Genomic DNA, 16,487 nt, shown 5'->3' with positions numbered 1-16,487 from the left:
GGTCTAATCCTGTTCTTCCAGCCGGTCAGTCGCAGGCGCAGGCCGCGGGCTGAGGGCTTCGATTGCGCTGTAAAGCTCTGTGTCCATGCCGAAATCCAGCGCTGCCAGCGAGGGCTGCAGCTGCTGCGCGGTGCGGGCGGAGATGATCGGCATGGGGGCAGCGGGATGCGCCGCGGCCCAGGCCACCGCCAGGGTGGCCGGGTCGGTGCCGCGCTCCGCCGCGAGGGCCGCCAGGCGCTGGGCGGCCTCATGCATGAAGGCCGGGCCATAGCGGGTGCGGTAGCCGTCGTCCTCCGTGATGCGGCCGCTGCCGCCGCGGGCGTATTTGCCGGTCAGCAGGCCGCCGCCCAGCGGGGAGTAGGGGGCTGCGGCGATGCCCTGATCGGCGCACATCGGCAGGATCTCCACCTCGGCCTGGCGTTTCACCAGCGAATACATCGGCTGCAGGATGTCCACGCCAATGCCGGAGGCCAGCCCCGCCATCTGTGCTTTCATCACCTGCCAGGCGGCAAAGTTCGAAAGACCGGTGTAGCGGATCGCGCCTTCGTCCTTGAGCGCGGCGAAACAGTCCATGGTCTCGCGCAGGTCGGTGTCCGGGTCAAACCGGTGCAGATAGAACACGTCGACCGTATCCAGCCCCAGCCGGCGGCGGCTCTCGTCCAGCTGGGCGCGCAGGTTTGCAGCACCCGCGCCGCCGGTATAGCCCGCCTTGGTGGCGATCAGCAGCTGCTCGCGCTCATCCTTGATCAGGCGGCCCAGGATCTGCTCCGAGCGGCCATCGGTATAAAGCCAGGCGGTGTCGAAGTGGTTGATCCCGGCGGCGCGGCAGGCGGCGTGCATGTCTGCCGATTGCGCCTCATCGGCGCGGCCGCCGAACTGCATGGTGCCAAAGGCAAAACGGCTGGCCGGGGTGCCGTCCGGGGCGGTCAGAATCTTGCGTGCGGTCTGGGTCATGGCGCGGAGCTTGGCACAGGGGGGCAGGCAGGGAAAGGCGGTTTCCGCGCGCCTGCCGCACCCCCTCCCGCTCCCCTGCCGCGGTGCCATAATCCGGCCCGGCGCTGGGCCAGCGCGCCAGCGGCAGCGCGGAAAGGCTTGCGCTGCCGGTGGCCTGTCTCTGGTCCTAATCAGCGAAACAGATTTTGTTTCTGTCCAAATCCCGCACATATGCGGAAAACCGCGGCCCGCGCTGCCTGGGCTCGCCCTCGCATGTGCCGCCCAGTTCAATCGCCTTGCGGTGCAGCCTGGTGACTTCGGCGGCGGAGCCAAGGCTGAACCCCACCATGGTGCCGTTGCCATTGGTGGCCGGTTCGCCGTCGAAGGGCAGGGCGGCGGCAAAGGCGAAATCGTCCTGCAGCCAGTAGGTCATCCGTTCGCTGGGGCGGACTTGGGTAAGGCCCGAGTGCTCAAACAGGGCGTCGTAGAATTTGACCGACGCGTCCATGTCGTTGGTGCCGACAACGGCGTAATTCAGTTTCAAAGGCAGTCTCCAATATGCTTCACGGTTTCCCGGGCGGCCGGGCCAGGTTCGCTGGCGTCCGGCTGTCCGGAGCCGGGTGTACACCAGGGCAGTGACAGGGCGTGTCAGCAGGCTGCGCTGAATTCAGGCTTCTGCCCGCAACGCAAAAGGCCCGCCGGATGGCGGGCCTTTGTTTGTTTCGGAACGGGGCCGCTTACTGCGGGATGTCGCCTTCGAGTCCTTCGACATAGAAGTTCATGCCGGCCAGGGTGCCGTCGTCGGCGGTCTCACCCTCTGCCAGCCAGTCGCTGCCGTCCTGCTTTTTCAGCGGGCCGGTGAAGGGATGGTAGGAGCCGTCCGCAATCGAGTCCTTGATGGCCAGTGCAGCCTCTTTCACGTCCGCCGGAACGGCGTCAGAGATTTCGCCGATACCCACCATGCCTGCGCCGATGCCGTCCCAGGTGTCAACCGACTCCCAGGTGCCGTCCATCACGGCCTTGGTGCGGGCAATGTAGTAAGGTGCCCAGTCATCAATGATCGAGGAGACGCGCGGCTTCGGCGCATACTCCGCCATGTCGGAGGCTTGGCCGAAGGTGATCACGTTGCCTGCGTTCTGGGCAGCAGCCTGCGGCGCGGTGGAATCGGTGTGCTGCAGGATCACGTCCGCGCCCTGTTCGATCAGCACCTTGGCGGCGTCGGCCTCTTTCGCCGGGTCGAACCAGGTGAAGGCCCAGACGATCTTGAACTGGACGTCGGGGTTCACCTTCTTGGCGTGGATATAGGCAGAGTTGATGCCGCGGATCACTTCGGGGATCGGGTAGGAGCCGATGTAGCCGATGATGTTGCTCTCGGTCATGTGGCCCGCGATGGTGCCCTGCACCGCGCGGCCTTCATAGAAGCGGGCGGAATAGGTGGAGACGTTGTCAGCGCGCTTGTAGCCGGTGGCGTGCTCGAACTTCACGTTCGGGAACTTCTTGGCGACGTTGATGGTCGGATCCATGTAGCCAAAGGAGGTGGTGAAGATCAGGTCGGCGCCTTCCAGCGCCATCTGGGTCATCACCCGCTCGGCATCCGGGCCTTCGGCCACGTTTTCGACGTAGACGGTTTCGACCTGATCGCCGAATTCGGCCTCAACCGCCTTGCGGCCCTGGTCGTGCTCGTAGGTCCAGCCGCCATCGCCGACGGGGCCGACATAGACAAAGCCCACTTTGGTCTTGTCTTGCGCCCAGGCCGCGCCCGCGGCCAGGCCAAGCGCCACAGTGGCGCTGGTCAGGAGGTTGGTCAGTTTCATCAAAGGGACTCCCCAGTTGGTTTTGGTTGGCCCCGGCAGCCGGGGCGGTCAATATGTCCCCCCGCGTCAGCGGGAGGCGTGGAAATTGCGGCCAAGCGCAGCAGGTGCGCTGCTTTTGTCCGCGGAAAGGATAACAAGCACCAGGATGGTAATCAGATAGGGCGACATTGCCAGATACTCGACCGGGATGGCAACGCCTGCCGCCTGCAGATTGAGCTGCACCACGGTCACACCGCCAAACAGATAGGCACCCAAGAGCGCGCGCCAGGGTTTCCAGCTGGCAAACACCACCAGCGCCAGGGCAATCCAGCCGATGCCGGCGGTCATGCCCTCGGTCCATTGCGGAACGCGAATGAGGCTGATGTAGGCGCCGCCAAGGCCCGCGCAGGCGCCGCCGAACATGATCGCAGCCAGGCGGATCTTCAGCACCTTGTATCCCAGCGCATGGGCGGCGTCGTGGTTTTCCCCCACCGCGCGCAGCACCAGGCCGATGCGGGAGTATTTCAGCATCCACCAGACCGCGGCGGTCAGGATGATGCCGAAGTAGAGGATGATGTCATGGCCGAACAGGATCGGGCCGATCACCGGCAGGTCGCTCAAGCCCGGGATGTGGATGTCGCCCATGCGCGGCGGTTTTACCCCGACATAGGACTGCCCCATCAGCGCCGACAGGCCCAGGCCGAACAGCGTCAGCGACAGGCCGGAGGCGACCTGGTTGGCCTGGGCAAACTGGGTGAGGATCGCAAACAGGATCGACAGCGCCGCGCCTGCAATGGCGGCGGCAATGAAGCCAAGGAAGGGCGAGCCGCTTTCCACCGCGGTGGCAAAACCGGCGATGGCGCCAACGATCATCATCCCCTCGACCCCGAGGTTCAGGACGCCGGCCTTTTCGACCACCAGTTCACCGATGGCCGCCAGCAGCAGCGGGGTTGCCGCCACCATCAGCGAGGCGATGAGCAGGACCGGGTTGATTGCAGAAAGATCCATGTTACGCCACCTCCGGCTTGCCGATTGCGATGCGGAAATTGGTCAAGAGGTCGAAGGCCAGGAGGAAGAACAGAAGCATCCCCTGGAACACCTGGATAGCCGCGGCGGGCAGCTGCAAGTTCGATTGCGCGATATCGCCGCCGATGTAAGTCAGCGCCATCAGTCCGCCTGCCAGCAGGATGCCCACGGGGTGCAGGCGGCCCAGGAAGGCGACGATGATCGCAGTGAAGCCATAGCCCACGTTGAAGTCGATGCTGACTTGGCCGGAGGGGCCGGAAACCTCGAACAGTCCGGCCAGTCCCGCCAGCGCACCGGAGGTGCCAAGGCAGAACAGCACCAGCCGGGTGGGGTTCACCCCGGCAAAGCGCGCGGCCCGCGGCGCCTCGCCGGTCAGGCGGATGTGGTAGCCGGTCATATGGCGGTTCAAGAGCACATAGGCAAAGATCACCGCGATCAGCGCCGCCACCACGCCCCAATGCATGCCGGTGCCGGCAATCAGCTCGGCGTTGTGGGCGCTGTCCCAGGCCTGCAGGTTGCGGGAGCCGGGGAAGCCGAAGCCTTCCGGGTTTTTCAATAGGCCCAAGGAGACCGACGCCAGGAACTGCTCGGCCACATAGACCAGCATCAGGGAGACCAGGATCTCATTGGTGCCGAAGCGGGTTTTCAGCACCGCCGGGATCATCGCCCAGGCCCAGCCGCCAAGCGCGCCGGCCACCACCATCAGCGGGAAGATCAGGAACGACTCTGCAGGGTAAAAGGCAAGGCCGGCGCCCGCGCCGCAGATGGCGCCCATGATATACTGGCCCTCGGCGCCGATGTTCCAGATGCCCGCGCGGAAGCCCAGCGACAGGCCGATGGCGATCAGCACCAGCGGCGCGCCCTTCACCAAAAGCTGCGGGCGGTAGTAAAAGGAGAACTCGCCAAACAGCGGCTCCCAGAAAATGGTGCGGATCGCCTCCACCGGCGGTTTGCCAAGCGCGGCAAACAAGAGCCCGCCGAAAATCATTGTCGCCAGCACCGCCACCAGCGGCGTCGCCATCGACCAGGCGCGCGACGGCTGCGGCCGTTTCTCAAGCCGGATCATTCAAGCGGCTCCCTGTTTCTTCTTTTGTTGTTGTCATGCTTACGGTTGCGGTGTTCCGCCCGGCCGTTAGGCCGGGCAGCGCCCGTCCCGCCCCCCACGGGGCGGGCGCTTCGCTCCCACCCCGCCGGGCCGGGCGCTGCCCCTTGTGGAATGAACGAAGATCAGACATGCGCCACCTCCATGCCATGGGCGCCGCCCATCATCAGGCCGATTTCGTCCACCGTCAGCCCTGCGGCCTCGCGCGGGGCGCTGAGGCGGCCTTCGTTGAGGGCGGCAAAGCTGTCGGAGATTTCCATCAGCTCATCCAGGTCCTGGCTGATGCAGATCACCGCGGCGCCCTTGGCGGCCAGATCCAGCAGCGACTGGCGGATGGCCGCGGCAGCGGCGGCGTCGACGCCCCAGGTCGGCTGGTTCACCACCAGCACGTCCGGGTCCTGCAGCACCTCCCGCCCGATCACGAACTTCTGCAGGTTGCCGCCAGAAAGCGACCGCGCCGCATTGCCGGGACCGGGGGTGCGCACGTCAAACGCCTTGATGATGCGCTCGGCGAACTCCTTGGTCTTGCCCCAGTCGAGGAAGCCGTTCTTCTCCAGCCCTTCGCGCACCGACCCGGTGAGCATGGCGTTTTCCGTCAGGCTCATATCCGGCGCGGCAGCGTGGCCGAGGCGTTCTTCGGGGGCGGCCAGCACGCCCAGCTTGCGCCGCGCCGTGGGGCCCAGCTTGCCGATCGGCTGCCCATGCAGCTTCACCGCATCCGCTTCGGTCAGGGTCTCGCCCGACAGCACGCCCAGCAGTTCGTCCTGGCCGTTGCCGGCAACGCCGCCGATGCCGAGGATTTCGCCTTTGCGCACAGTCAGATGCACGTTCTTGAGCGCGGTGCCAAAGGCCGAGGGGGCCGGCACCGACAGGCCGGTGATGTCCATCGCCACCTCGCCAAAATCGCGCGCCCCGCGCTGGGGCGTCTGAAGCGAACTGCCGACCATCAATTCCGCCATGTCGCGCGCCGAGGTCTCGGACGGGGTGCATTCGCCCACGTTCTTGCCCAGCCGCAGGATGGTGGCGTGGTCGCACAGGGTGCGGATTTCCTCCAGCTTGTGCGAGATATAGAGGATCGAAGTGCCCTCGGACTGCAGCTTTTGCAGGGTCTTGAACAGGATCTCCACTTCCTGCGGGGTGAGGACCGAGGTCGGCTCATCCATGATCAGCAGTTTCGGGTCCTGCAGCAGGCAGCGGATGATCTCGACCCGCTGGCGCTCGCCCGCGGACAGGTCGCCGACGGTGCGGTAGGGGTCGAGCGGCAGGCCGTAGGTTTCCGACACTTCGCGGATGCGGGCGGCCAGATCGCGCATTTCCGGCGGGTTTTCCATGCCAAGCGCGATGTTTTCGGCCACGTTCAGCGCGTCAAACAGCGAGAAGTGCTGGAACACCATGGCGATGCCGTCGGCGCGCGCCTGGCGCGGCTCGGCGGGCTCATAGGGCTGGCCGCGCAACAGCATCTTGCCGCTGTCGGGTTTTACCAGCCCGTAGATCATCTTGACCAGCGTCGACTTGCCGGCGCCGTTTTCGCCGAGCAGGGCATGCACCTCGCCCTCGCCGATGTCAAAGGAAACGGTGTCATTGGCCACAACCCCGGGGTAGGCCTTGGTCAGGCCTTGCAGGCTCAACAGTGGTACACTCACGCGCGCCGGTCCTCTCTCTGTTCGTCTTCTTTTCCATGCCGCAGCAGCTGCGCCGCAACACCGACCGCAATCATCTGCGGATGTTTTCCAAGTTCCGGATCGCCGATCGGGCAGGTGATCCTTGCGATTGCCCCGGGGGCGTGCCCCAAGGCGGCAAGACGCGAGCGGAACCGCGCCCATTTGGTTTTGGAGCCGATCAGCCCGGCAAAGGCAAAGCCATGACTCAACAGCGCGTGGCATAGCGCCAGATCCAGCGCATGGGAATAGGTCAGCACCAAATGCGCAGCGTTTTCAGGCGCATGGCGAACCAGGAGCGCAACGTCAGCTGCCGGAATCGCGGTGACGCCGGCGGGGATCTCTGCCGGGAACCGCGCGGCGGCGGTGTCCGCCCAGGTGATCTGCAAATCCGGCAGCGGCGCCAGCACATTGACCAGCGCCCGCCCGACATGGCCCGCGCCCCAGATCCAGACCGGCTGGCTGGGCTTGTGCACCGGTTCGATCATCCAGCCGTCCACCAGCTGCGGCTGCGGCGGAAGCCCCTGGCTGCGGGCGGCGGCAAGCAGGCGCTTCACTGCGACCGGCATCAGCGCCGGGCTGGCCGGGCGGGCGATGACGTGGCTGTCCAGCGTGTTCAGGTCTGCGGCCTCGTAAACCTCGCTGAAGAGCGTGACCGCACCACCGCAGCACTGACCCAGATCCGGCCCCAGCGCGTGGGTGCTGATCTGTTTCGGGGCCGCTTGCCGGCGGGCCGCCTCTGCTGCCTCATATTCCAGGGTGCCGCCGCCGATGGTGCCGGACTGGCCGGTCTCCCAGACCAGCATCGCGGTGCCCGCCTCGCGCGGGGAGGAGCCGCGGATGGCGGCGATCACCACCCGCACCACGCGGCCATGCGCGGCAACCGCCCGGCGCAGCTCCTCAACGTCAAATCCCATCGCGCACTCTCCGGACCGCGCGCCAGACTTCCTCTGCCGTGGCGGGGGCGTTCAGCGCCGGGTAGGCGGTGCCAAAGGCCGCGACCGCATCGCTGAGGGCCAGCCAGGCGGAGATGCCGAGCATAAAGGGCGGCTCCCCCACCGCCTTGGATCGGTAGATGGTGTCTTCCCGGTTCTGGCCGTCGAATAGATTCACGTTGAACACGCCGGGCCGATCGGAACAGGCGGGGATCTTGTAGGTGGAGGGCGCATGGGTTCGCAGGCGGCCGGCATCGTCCCAGACCAGCTCCTCGGTGGTCAGCCAGCCTGCGCCCTGGACGTATCCGCCCTCGATCTGGCCGATGTCGATGCCCGGGTTCAGCGAGGCGCCGGCGTCATGCAGGATATCGCAGCGCAGGATGCGGTTTTCGCCGGTGAGCGCATCCACCGCCACTTCTGTCACCGCGGCCCCATAGGCGAAGTAGTAGAACGGGCGGCCCTGGCCCTTGATCCGGTCCCATTCGACCTTGGGGGTCTTATAGAAACCGGTGGCGGACAGGCTGACGCGGCCCTGGTAGCAGGCCATCGCGGCCTTCTCGAATGTCATCTCGTCCTGGCCGATCCGCACCATGCCGTTTTCAAACACCACATCGGCGGGGCTGGCCTGATGCTGCAGCGCCAGGTGTTCGGCCATGCGGGCGCGCAAGGTGTCGCAGGCGGCCTTCACCGCCATCCCATTGAGGTCGGAGCCGGAGGAGGCCGCGGTGGCTGAGGTGTTGGGCACCTTGGCGGTGTCGCTGGCGGTGATCTTCACCTTGTCCAGCGGGATGCCGAACCGGCTGGCGGCGACCTGCGCCACCTTCTGGAACAGCCCCTGGCCCATCTCGGTGCCGCCATGGTTCAGATGCACCGAGCCGTCCTGGTAGACATGCACCAGCGCGCCCGCCTGGTTGAGATGGGTGAGGGTGAAGGAAATCCCGAACTTCACCGGCGAGAAGGCAATACCGCGTTTCAGGTGGGTCTGGCCCTGGTTCCACTTGGCAATCGCCGCCTTGCGCGCTGCGTAATCCGAGGATTTCAGCAGCTGCGCGGTCAGATCGTGCAGGATGAAGTCCTCGACCGGCATGTGGTAGGGCGTGGTTTGCACGTCCTTGGGCGGCGGGCTGGTTTTGGCGGGCTGCACCGGTGCGCCGCGGGAGGCGAGGTCGGCGTCCGGGTCCAGCGGCTGGCCGGAGGTGTCCTGCGCTTCGCCGGCGGGGGCTTCCGGGGTTTGCATCGGCGCGTAGTAATTGCGCTGCCGCAGTTCTGCCGGGTCCAGCCCCAGATCATGGGCGATGTGGTCCATCACCCGTTCGATCCCCACCATCCCCTGCGGGCCGCCAAAGCCGCGGTAGGCGGTGGCGCTTTGCCGGTTGGTGCGCAGGCGATGGCTTTCGATGCGGACATTCGGGATCAGATAGGCATTGTCGGCGTGCAGCATGGCGCGGTCGGCGACCGGCAGCGACAGGTCCTGCGCCCAGCCGCAGTCCACCAGATGCAGGAACTCGACGCCTTGCAGGCGGCCATCATCATCAAACCCGGCGCGGTAGGACATGCGGAAGGCGTGGCGCTTGCCGGTGATCACCATGTCGTCGTCGCGGTCATAGCGCATCTTGCAGGGCTTGCCGGTCAGCCGGGCCGCGACGGCGCAGGCCACCGCCAAAGCGTTGCCCTGGCTTTCCTTGCCGCCAAAGCCGCCGCCCATGCGGCGGGTCTCGACCCGGACGGCATGCATCGGCAGGCCGATGGCGTCGGCGACCTTGTGCTGGATCTCGGTCGGGTGCTGGGTGGAGGAGTGGACGTGCATGCCGCCATCCTCCTGCGGCAGCGCCATGGCCGCCTGGCCTTCGAGGTAGAAATGCTCCTGGCCGCCCAGCTCGAACGTGCCCTCAACCCTGTGCGGGGCGGCATCAATGGCTTTGGCGGCGTCGCCTTTGTGATAGATGCGCGGGCCTTCCTCGAACCGGCTGTCGGCGGCGAGTGCGGCGTCGAGGGTCAGGAGGGCAGGTTCTTCCTTGTAATCCACCTTGCCCTTGCGGGCGGCGATGCGGGCATTGAGGTGGCTGTCGGCCACCACCAGGAACACCGGCTGGCCGACATAATTGACGGTGCCGGCCGCCAGCAGCGGCTCGTCGTGGATCGAGGGGGAGACGTCATTGGCAAAGGGCAGCCCCTTGGCGGTCAGCACTGCCACGACGCCGGGGCTTTGCTGCACGCCGCTGAGGTCCATGGCCGCGACATGGCCGCGGGCAATGGGCGAGAGGCCGAAGGCCAGATGCAGCGTGCCGCGCGGCGCGGGGATGTCATCGACATAGCGCGCGGCGCCGGTCACATGCAGCCAGGCGGAATCATGGGGGAGGGGTTTGCTGACGCTCATGGCCTCACCTCCAGCACCGAGACCGCCGCGCCATTCTGTTCGGCGAAATACCGGGTCAGCATGTTGCGGGCGGCCTCCAGCCGGTAGGCGGCGGAGGCACGCATGTCGCTCATCGGGGTGAAGTCCTGGTCGAAAGCGGCCGCGGCGGTCTGGATCGTGGCCTGATCCCAGGGCTGGCCGGTGAGGGCGGCCTCGACGCGGGCGGCGCGTTTCGGGATGCCCGCCATGCCGCCAAAGGCGATGCGGGCGGCGGAGATATTGCCGTTCATCACGGTCACGTTGAAGGCGCCGAGCACGGCTGAGATGTCCTGGTCGAAGCGTTTCGACAGCTTGTAGACCTTGAGCGCATCGGGCTGGCGCGGGAAGCTGACCGCCTCGACGAACTCACCCGGGCCACGGTCCTGCTTGCCGTAGTCGAGGAAGAAGTCCTCCAGCGGCAATTCGCGGCGGCTGTCCCCCTTGCGCAGGTGCAGGGTGGTGCCGAGGGCGATCAGCGCGGGCGGGGTGTCGCCGATGGGGGAGCCGTTGGCGATATTGCCGCCGACGGAGGCGGCAGCGCGGATCTGCTGGGAGGCAAAGCGGCGCAGCATTTCGGCAAAGGACGGGTGCAGCGGCTCCATCGCGGCGCGCAGGGCGTTCATGTCGGCCATGGCGCCGATGCGCACGGCGCTGTCCGCGACCTCAATGCCCTTCAGGTCGTCGCAGCCGCCGAGGAAGATCATCTGCGGCAGATGGCGGAGCTGCTTGGTGACCCAGAGGCCCACGTCGGTGGCGCCTGCGACCAGGGTGGCGTCGGGGCGGCGTTCAAAAAGGTCAGCCAGTTCATCGGCGGAACCCGGCAGCATAGGGGGCGCTGCCCCCCGGCCTGCGGCCTCCCCCCGGGATATTTCCGGCCAGATGAAGGACCCTTCCTGTGCGATCCAGTCCGGGACCGGGGCATCCTTGGCGGTCTCGGCGGCGCGGATGATCGGGGCGTAGCCGGTGCAGCGGCAGAGGTTGCCTGCGAGCTGGTCGTCGAAATCCGTGGCGCCGTTGGCGTGGGCGGTGACCATCGACATGATGAAGCCGGGGGTGCAGAAGCCGCATTGGCTGCCGTGGTGATCGACCATCGCCTGCTGCACGGGGTGCAGGCTGCCGTCCGGGCCTGAGGCGCCCTCGACGGTGCGCACCGACTTGCCCTGCAGCTGCGGCAGGAACAGGATGCAGGCGTTCAGGGCCTTCGATCCGCGTGAATCGGTGACCATGACAGTGCAGGCGCCGCAATCGCCTTCGTTGCAGCCCTCCTTGGTGCCGGTGAGGCCCTGTTCCTCGCGCAGCCAGTCCAGCAGCGTGACTGTTGGGCGTGCGTCCGTGATGCGGACCGTTTCACCGTTCAGACGAAAGGTGAGTGCCATCTTCCCGAGACCCGCCGCGTTACCCCGTTGACCCGATGTGCCACCCTTCGATGCGGCGTAGAAGGCGCGGCGGGCTGTTTATTGCTTGCGGTACCAGCCTAGGGAGCATCCCCTTGTCAAAGCAAGGAAAACCGCCGCCGCACTGCAGTATTCTGCGGCGCAATAAAGTTGCGCAATTTGAGGCTATGCCGTTATTTTTTATGCCTTTTAGCCGTATCTTTGCGGTTGCCGCGGCTGGGGCGCGAAACAGCTTCAAAAAAATCCTGAAAATATCCGCGGACCGTTCCACTATTCCGGGAGACGGGCCGTGCAGTTCGCCCGTTCACCCCGCTGCGGCAATACGATAGCGTGGCGGCATGACAAGCTCTCCCCGATTCATTCATCTGCGCACCCATACCGAATACTCTCTGCTGGAGGGGGCCGTGCGGCTGAAGAAGCTGCCGGACCTGTGCAAGACGCACGGCATGCCCGCGATTGCGGTGACCGATACCAACAACCTGTTCTCGGCGCTGGAGTTTTCGGTGTCGGCGAGCGGCGCCGGGGTGCAGCCGATCATCGGCTGCCAGGTCGATCTGCGGTTCACCGAGCCGGCGCCCGGCGAAAGGCCCAAGCCGCCCGCGCCGCTGGTGCTGCTGGCCCAGAGCGAGGCCGGGTATGAGCATCTGATGAAGCTGAACTCTTGCCTGTATCTGCGGCAGGGGGGCGAGCTGCCGTATGTGACGCTGGAGGAGCTGGAGAGCCATTCCGAAGGCGTGATCTGCCTGAGCGGCGGGCCGGACGGGCCGGTTGGGCGGCTGTTGCAGATGGGCCAGCGCCCGGCGGCGGAAGCGCTGATGCAGCGGCTGAAGGCGATCTTTCCGGACCGGCTGTACGTCGAGCTGCAGCGCCATCCGGGCGAGCACGGCCAGCCGGAGGCGGAGAAACAGACAGAGCGCGGCCATGTGGAAATGGCCTATGCCATGGGCCTGCCGCTGGTCGCCACCAATGACGTCTATTTCCCCAGCACGGAGATGTTCGAGGCGCATGACGCGATGATCTGCATCGCCGAGGGCGCCTATGTCGATCAGGCGGAGCCGCGCAGGCGCCTGACCGCGCAGCATTACTTCAAAAGCCAGGAGGAAATGGTTGCGCTGTTTGCCGACCTGCCCGAGGCGATTGAGAACACCGTGGAGATCGCCAAGCGCTGCGCCTTCATGGCCTATAGGCGCGACCCGATCCTGCCGAAGTTCGCTGATGACGAGGTGGCCGAGCTGCGCCGCATCGCCAACGAGGGCCTGCAGCAGCGTCTGGCGGTGATCCCGCACGCGGTGAGCGTCGAGGAATACCAGGCGCGGCTCGACTTCGAGCTGGGCATCATCGAGGGCATGGGGTTCCCGGGTTACTTCCTGATCGTTGCCGACTTTATCCAGTGGGCCAAGGACCACGACATTCCGGTGGGGCCGGGGCGGGGGTCCGGTGCGGGCTCGCTGGTGGCCTATGCGCTGACCATCACCGACCTTGACCCGCTGCGCTACTCGCTGCTGTTCGAACGCTTCCTGAACCCGGAGCGGGTGTCGATGCCCGACTTCGACATCGACTTCTGCATGGACCGCCGGGAAGAGGTGATCAAATACGTGCAGGAGAAATACGGCAGGGATAAAGTCGGGCAGATCATCACCTTTGGCGCGCTTCTGTCCAAGGCGGCGGTGCGCGACATGGGGCGGGTTCTGCAGATGCCCTATGGCCAGGTAGACCGGCTGTCGAAGCTGATCCCGGTCGAGGGCGTGAAGCCGATGTCCATCGCCGACGCGCTGAAGGAAGAGCCGCGGCTGAGCGAGGAAGCCCGCAATGAGCCGGTGGTGGACCGGCTGCTGACCTATGGCCAGCAGGTCGAGGGGCTGTTGCGCTCTGCCGGTACTCACGCGGCGGGCGTGGTGATCGGCGACCGGCCGCTGGATGCGCTGGTGCCGCTTTACCGCGATCCGCGGTCCGACATGCCCGCGACCCAGTTCAACATGAAATGGGTGGAGCAGGCGGGGCTGGTGAAGTTCGACTTCCTCGGCCTCAAGACCCTGACCGTGATTCAGAACGCGATGGATCTGATCTTCCAGTCAGGGCGCGACCTGCATATCGCCGCCGACGGGACCAAGCTTTATGATCCGCCGGAGGGGGCGGAGAACCAGATCAACGCCATTCCGCTGGATGACAAGGTCACCTACGACCTGTATTCCCGCGCCAAGACGGTGGCGGTGTTCCAGGTGGAATCCACCGGCATGATGGATGCGCTGAAGCGCATGAAGCCCACCTGTATCGAGGACATCGTGGCGCTGGTGGCGCTGTACCGTCCCGGCCCGATGGAAAACATCCCGGTCTATTGCGAGGTGAAGAACGGCCAGCGCGAGATCACCTCTGTCCACCCGCTGATCGACCACATCCTGGAGGAAACCCAGGGCATCATCGTCTATCAGGAACAGGTGATGCAGATCGCCCAGGTGATGGCGAACTATACGCTGGGCGGTGCTGACCTTCTGCGCCGGGCGATGGGTAAGAAGATCAAGGAGGCGATGGACGCCGAACGCCCGAAGTTCGAAAAGGGCGCGGCGGAGAACGGGGTTCCCGCCAAGAAGGCCTCGGAGGTGTTCGACCTTCTGGAGAAATTCGCCAACTACGGCTTCAACAAATCGCACGCGGCGGCCTATGCGGTGGTGAGCTATCAGACCGGCTGGCTGAAGGCGAACCACCCGGTCGAATTCATGGCCGGCGTCATGAACTGCGATATTCACCTGACTGACAAGCTGGCGATCTACTTCGAGGAAGTGAAGAAGGGGCTGGGGCTGAAATACGTGCCGCCCTGCGTCAACCGCTCGCTGGCGACCTTCAACGTGGTGAACGGCGAGCTGGTCTATGCGCTGGGCGCGCTGAAGAACGTCGGTCTGGACGTGATGCGGCTGGTTGCCGAGGCGCGCAACGAGGACGGGCGGGAAAAACCCTTTGTCAATGTCTTCGACTTTGCCCGTCGGGTGAACCTGAAAAAGGTCGGCAAGCGGCCCTTGGAAATGCTGGCGCGGGCGGGGGCCTTTGACCAGCTGGACTCCAACCGCCGCCGGGTGTTTGAGAGCCTGGGCGCGCTGGTGGACTATTCCGCCGCCGTGCATGATCAGCGCAACTCCAGCCAGGTGTCGCTGTTCGGCGAGGCGGGCGAGGACCTGCCGGAGCCGCGGCTGCCCAATGTGCCGGACTGGCTGCCTGCCGAGCGGCTGAGCGAGGAATTCAAGGCGATCGGCTTTTACCTGTCGGGACATCCGCTGGACGACTACATGCCGGCGCTGAAACGCAAGAAGGTGATGACGCTGGACGAGGTCACCGCCAAGGCCGAGCGCGGGCCCTTCATGGCCAAGATGGCGGGCGTGGTGGCCGGGCGGCAGGAGCGGAAGTCAGCCCGCGGCAACCGCTTTGCGTTTGCCCAGCTCAGCGACCCTTCGGGCGCCTATGAGGTGACGCTGTTTTCCGAGGTGCTGGAGAAGTCCCGCGAGTTCCTGGAGACCGGCGCCAAGGTGGTGATCACCGCCGAGGCGACGATGGAGAGCGACCAGCTGAAACTGCTGGTGCGATCGGTCGGGCCGGTGGACAGCGCCATAGCAGATGCCGGGCGCAGTTCGCTGCGGGTGTATCTGAGCGATGCCGGCGCCGTCGGAACCGTGGCGCAGGTGCTGGAGGATGCCAAGGCGGCGGCCCGCAACGCATCGCGCGGCGAGGTCTACATGTACCTGCAGGACCCCGGCCTGCCCGGTGATGTGGAGATGGATCTGGGCCAGGCGTTCCCGATCAATCCGCAGATCAAGGGGGCGCTGAAATCGCTGGACGGCGTGATGGATGTAGAGGAGATTTGAGGCTGCGCGAGGCGCCCGGCGCCTCCGGCGGGAGGGCTGCGGCTGCCGTGCGGCCTTGCGCGTGAAATAAAATTAGCAACTTATGCCGCGCTGACCGCGTTGCATATTCAGATGGTTCAGGCCGACATCGGTTCCGCCATAGGACTGGAGAGTGCCGCAGTGCAAACATTGTTGGATTTCGGGGAGTACATGCCGCACGGCATGTGCCTGCTTTGGGAACCCTGGCTGCTGATCCTTTGGGCCGGCTCTGACCTTCTGATCTTCCTCGCCTATTTTGCCATCCCCTTGGCCCTGTTCAAGGTTTTGCGCCAGCGCAAGGACTTGAAACACCGCGGGCTGGTGCTGCTGTTTGCCTCCTTCATTCTTCTGTGCGGCCTGACCCATGCGGTGTCCATCCTGACGCTTTGGTGGCCGGCCTATCCGGCGCAAGGCCTGTTGAAGCTGGCCACCGCGCTGGTCTCGGCAACCACCGCGGTGGTGTTGTTCAAGCTGGTTCCGGTGCTTGTCGCGATACCGAGCCGCCGCGAACTGGAGCATGTCAACGGCAGGCTGCTGGAGGAAGTGGCCGCGCATGAGGAGACCCTGGACGTGCTGCGGCAGGCCCGGGATGAGCTGGAAGTCCTGGTCGAGAAACGCACCGCCGAACTGCGGGACGTCAATGCCAAACTGGCGGTGACGGCGCGGGAAGCGGTGCACCGGAGCCACAACATGATTGCGGTGGTCTCGTCGATGGCGCGGCAAAGCGCGCGCGGCGTCTCGGACGTGACCGACTTCGTCAGCACCTTCACCGGGCGCCTGAACGCGCTGGCCTCTGCCACCCAGACCGTCATGCAGGAGCCCTCCGGCGCTTCGGCGGATCTGGGAAGCGTGGTCCGGGCGCAGCTGGAGCCGGTGCTGCTGAGCTTCGGCGACAGGATGACGGTCAGCGGTCCCGAGGTGAAGACCGGTTCGGAAGCGGCGCAGCAGATCAGCCTGGCGCTGCACGAACTGGCGACCAATGCGCAGAAATACGGTTCGGCTGATGGCGAAGACGCGCGGATCCGCGTGTCCTGGTCTGTCCGCGGGGAGGACGGCGCGCAGAACCGCCTGCGGCTGCGGTGGGAAGAGGATCTTTGCCATGAACCGGGCATGCCGGTGAACGGCACCGGAAGAACCGGGTTCGGCACCCGGCTGCTGACCCAGATCGTGCCATCCATGCTGCAGGGGGAGGCCAGCCGGACGGTGGAGGGCGGCAAGCTGATCTATGAGCTGGACGTTCCGCTGTCGGCCCTAGCCGAAGGGGAGAGCCAGGCCGAGAACGTGCAGCTTGCCACGCGCCTGACGGCACAGGGCTTTGGCTTGGCCTAGGCCTGGGCAGGCCAGGCGCTCCGGGCAGCGATCTTATTAGAAAATGCTTCCGC

At 65.8% G+C, this 16,487-nt stretch carries 11 protein-coding genes; 2 read left to right on the top strand and 9 right to left on the bottom strand.

Annotated elements, in window-relative coordinates; translation table 11 throughout:
- Window positions 1-3: 3 nt before the first annotated feature.
- From PHA8399_RS10690 to xdhA, 9 genes are all read right to left on the bottom strand, one after another.
- The gene (locus PHA8399_RS10690; RefSeq protein ID WP_058286125.1) at window positions 4-954 is read right to left on the bottom strand and encodes an aldo/keto reductase; all 951 of its coding nucleotides are present in this window, start codon (window positions 952-954) and stop codon (window positions 4-6) included.
- Window positions 955-1,120: 166 nt separating this feature from the next.
- A complete protein-coding gene (locus PHA8399_RS10685) occupies window positions 1,121-1,477 on the bottom strand; it encodes a VOC family protein (RefSeq protein WP_058286124.1) in 357 nt (118 codons plus the stop codon).
- 193 nt (window positions 1,478-1,670) lie between these two features.
- Window positions 1,671-2,747, bottom strand: coding sequence for a BMP family ABC transporter substrate-binding protein (locus tag PHA8399_RS10680; RefSeq protein WP_058286123.1), 1,077 nt, complete (start codon window positions 2,745-2,747; stop codon window positions 1,671-1,673).
- 66 nt (window positions 2,748-2,813) lie between these two features.
- Window positions 2,814-3,734: an ABC transporter permease gene (locus PHA8399_RS10675; protein ID WP_058286122.1), complete on the bottom strand. Its 921-nt coding sequence runs from the start codon at window positions 3,732-3,734 to the stop codon at window positions 2,814-2,816.
- A 1-nt stretch (window position 3,735) separates the two neighbouring features.
- The gene (locus tag PHA8399_RS10670; protein WP_058286121.1) at window positions 3,736-4,818 is read right to left on the bottom strand and encodes an ABC transporter permease; all 1,083 of its coding nucleotides are present in this window, start codon (window positions 4,816-4,818) and stop codon (window positions 3,736-3,738) included.
- A 161-nt stretch (window positions 4,819-4,979) separates the two neighbouring features.
- On the bottom strand, window positions 4,980-6,497 hold the full coding sequence (locus PHA8399_RS10665) for an ABC transporter ATP-binding protein (protein ID WP_058286120.1): 1,518 nt from the start codon (window positions 6,495-6,497) through the stop codon (window positions 4,980-4,982).
- Entirely contained in the window at window positions 6,494-7,429 is a 936-nt protein-coding gene (xdhC, locus tag PHA8399_RS10660) for a xanthine dehydrogenase accessory protein XdhC (RefSeq protein ID WP_058286119.1), read from the bottom strand. The genes PHA8399_RS10665 and xdhC overlap by 4 nt, the downstream gene beginning before the upstream one ends.
- A complete protein-coding gene (xdhB, locus tag PHA8399_RS10655) occupies window positions 7,419-9,824 on the bottom strand; it encodes a xanthine dehydrogenase molybdopterin binding subunit (RefSeq protein WP_058286118.1) in 2,406 nt (801 codons plus the stop codon). Before xdhB ends, xdhC begins: the two co-directional genes overlap by 11 nt.
- Complete coding sequence (gene xdhA, locus PHA8399_RS10650) at window positions 9,821-11,218, bottom strand: xanthine dehydrogenase small subunit (RefSeq protein ID WP_058286117.1); 1,398 nt, start codon at window positions 11,216-11,218, stop codon at window positions 9,821-9,823. Before xdhA ends, xdhB begins: the two co-directional genes overlap by 4 nt.
- A gap of 356 nt (window positions 11,219-11,574) precedes the next feature.
- Here xdhA and dnaE point away from each other — a divergent pair, with 356 nt between their 5' ends.
- Complete coding sequence (gene dnaE, locus PHA8399_RS10645; protein WP_058286116.1) at window positions 11,575-15,087, top strand: DNA polymerase III subunit alpha; 3,513 nt, start codon at window positions 11,575-11,577, stop codon at window positions 15,085-15,087.
- A 159-nt stretch (window positions 15,088-15,246) separates the two neighbouring features.
- Complete coding sequence (locus PHA8399_RS10640; RefSeq protein WP_158509260.1) at window positions 15,247-16,434, top strand: sensor histidine kinase; 1,188 nt, start codon at window positions 15,247-15,249, stop codon at window positions 16,432-16,434.
- Window positions 16,435-16,487: the final 53 nt, after the last annotated feature.

This window comes from Leisingera aquaemixtae, from assembly GCF_001458395.1.
Lineage (GTDB): Bacteria > Pseudomonadota > Alphaproteobacteria > Rhodobacterales > Rhodobacteraceae > Leisingera > Leisingera aquaemixtae.
This window is presented reverse-complemented; position numbering and strand designations above follow the sequence as displayed.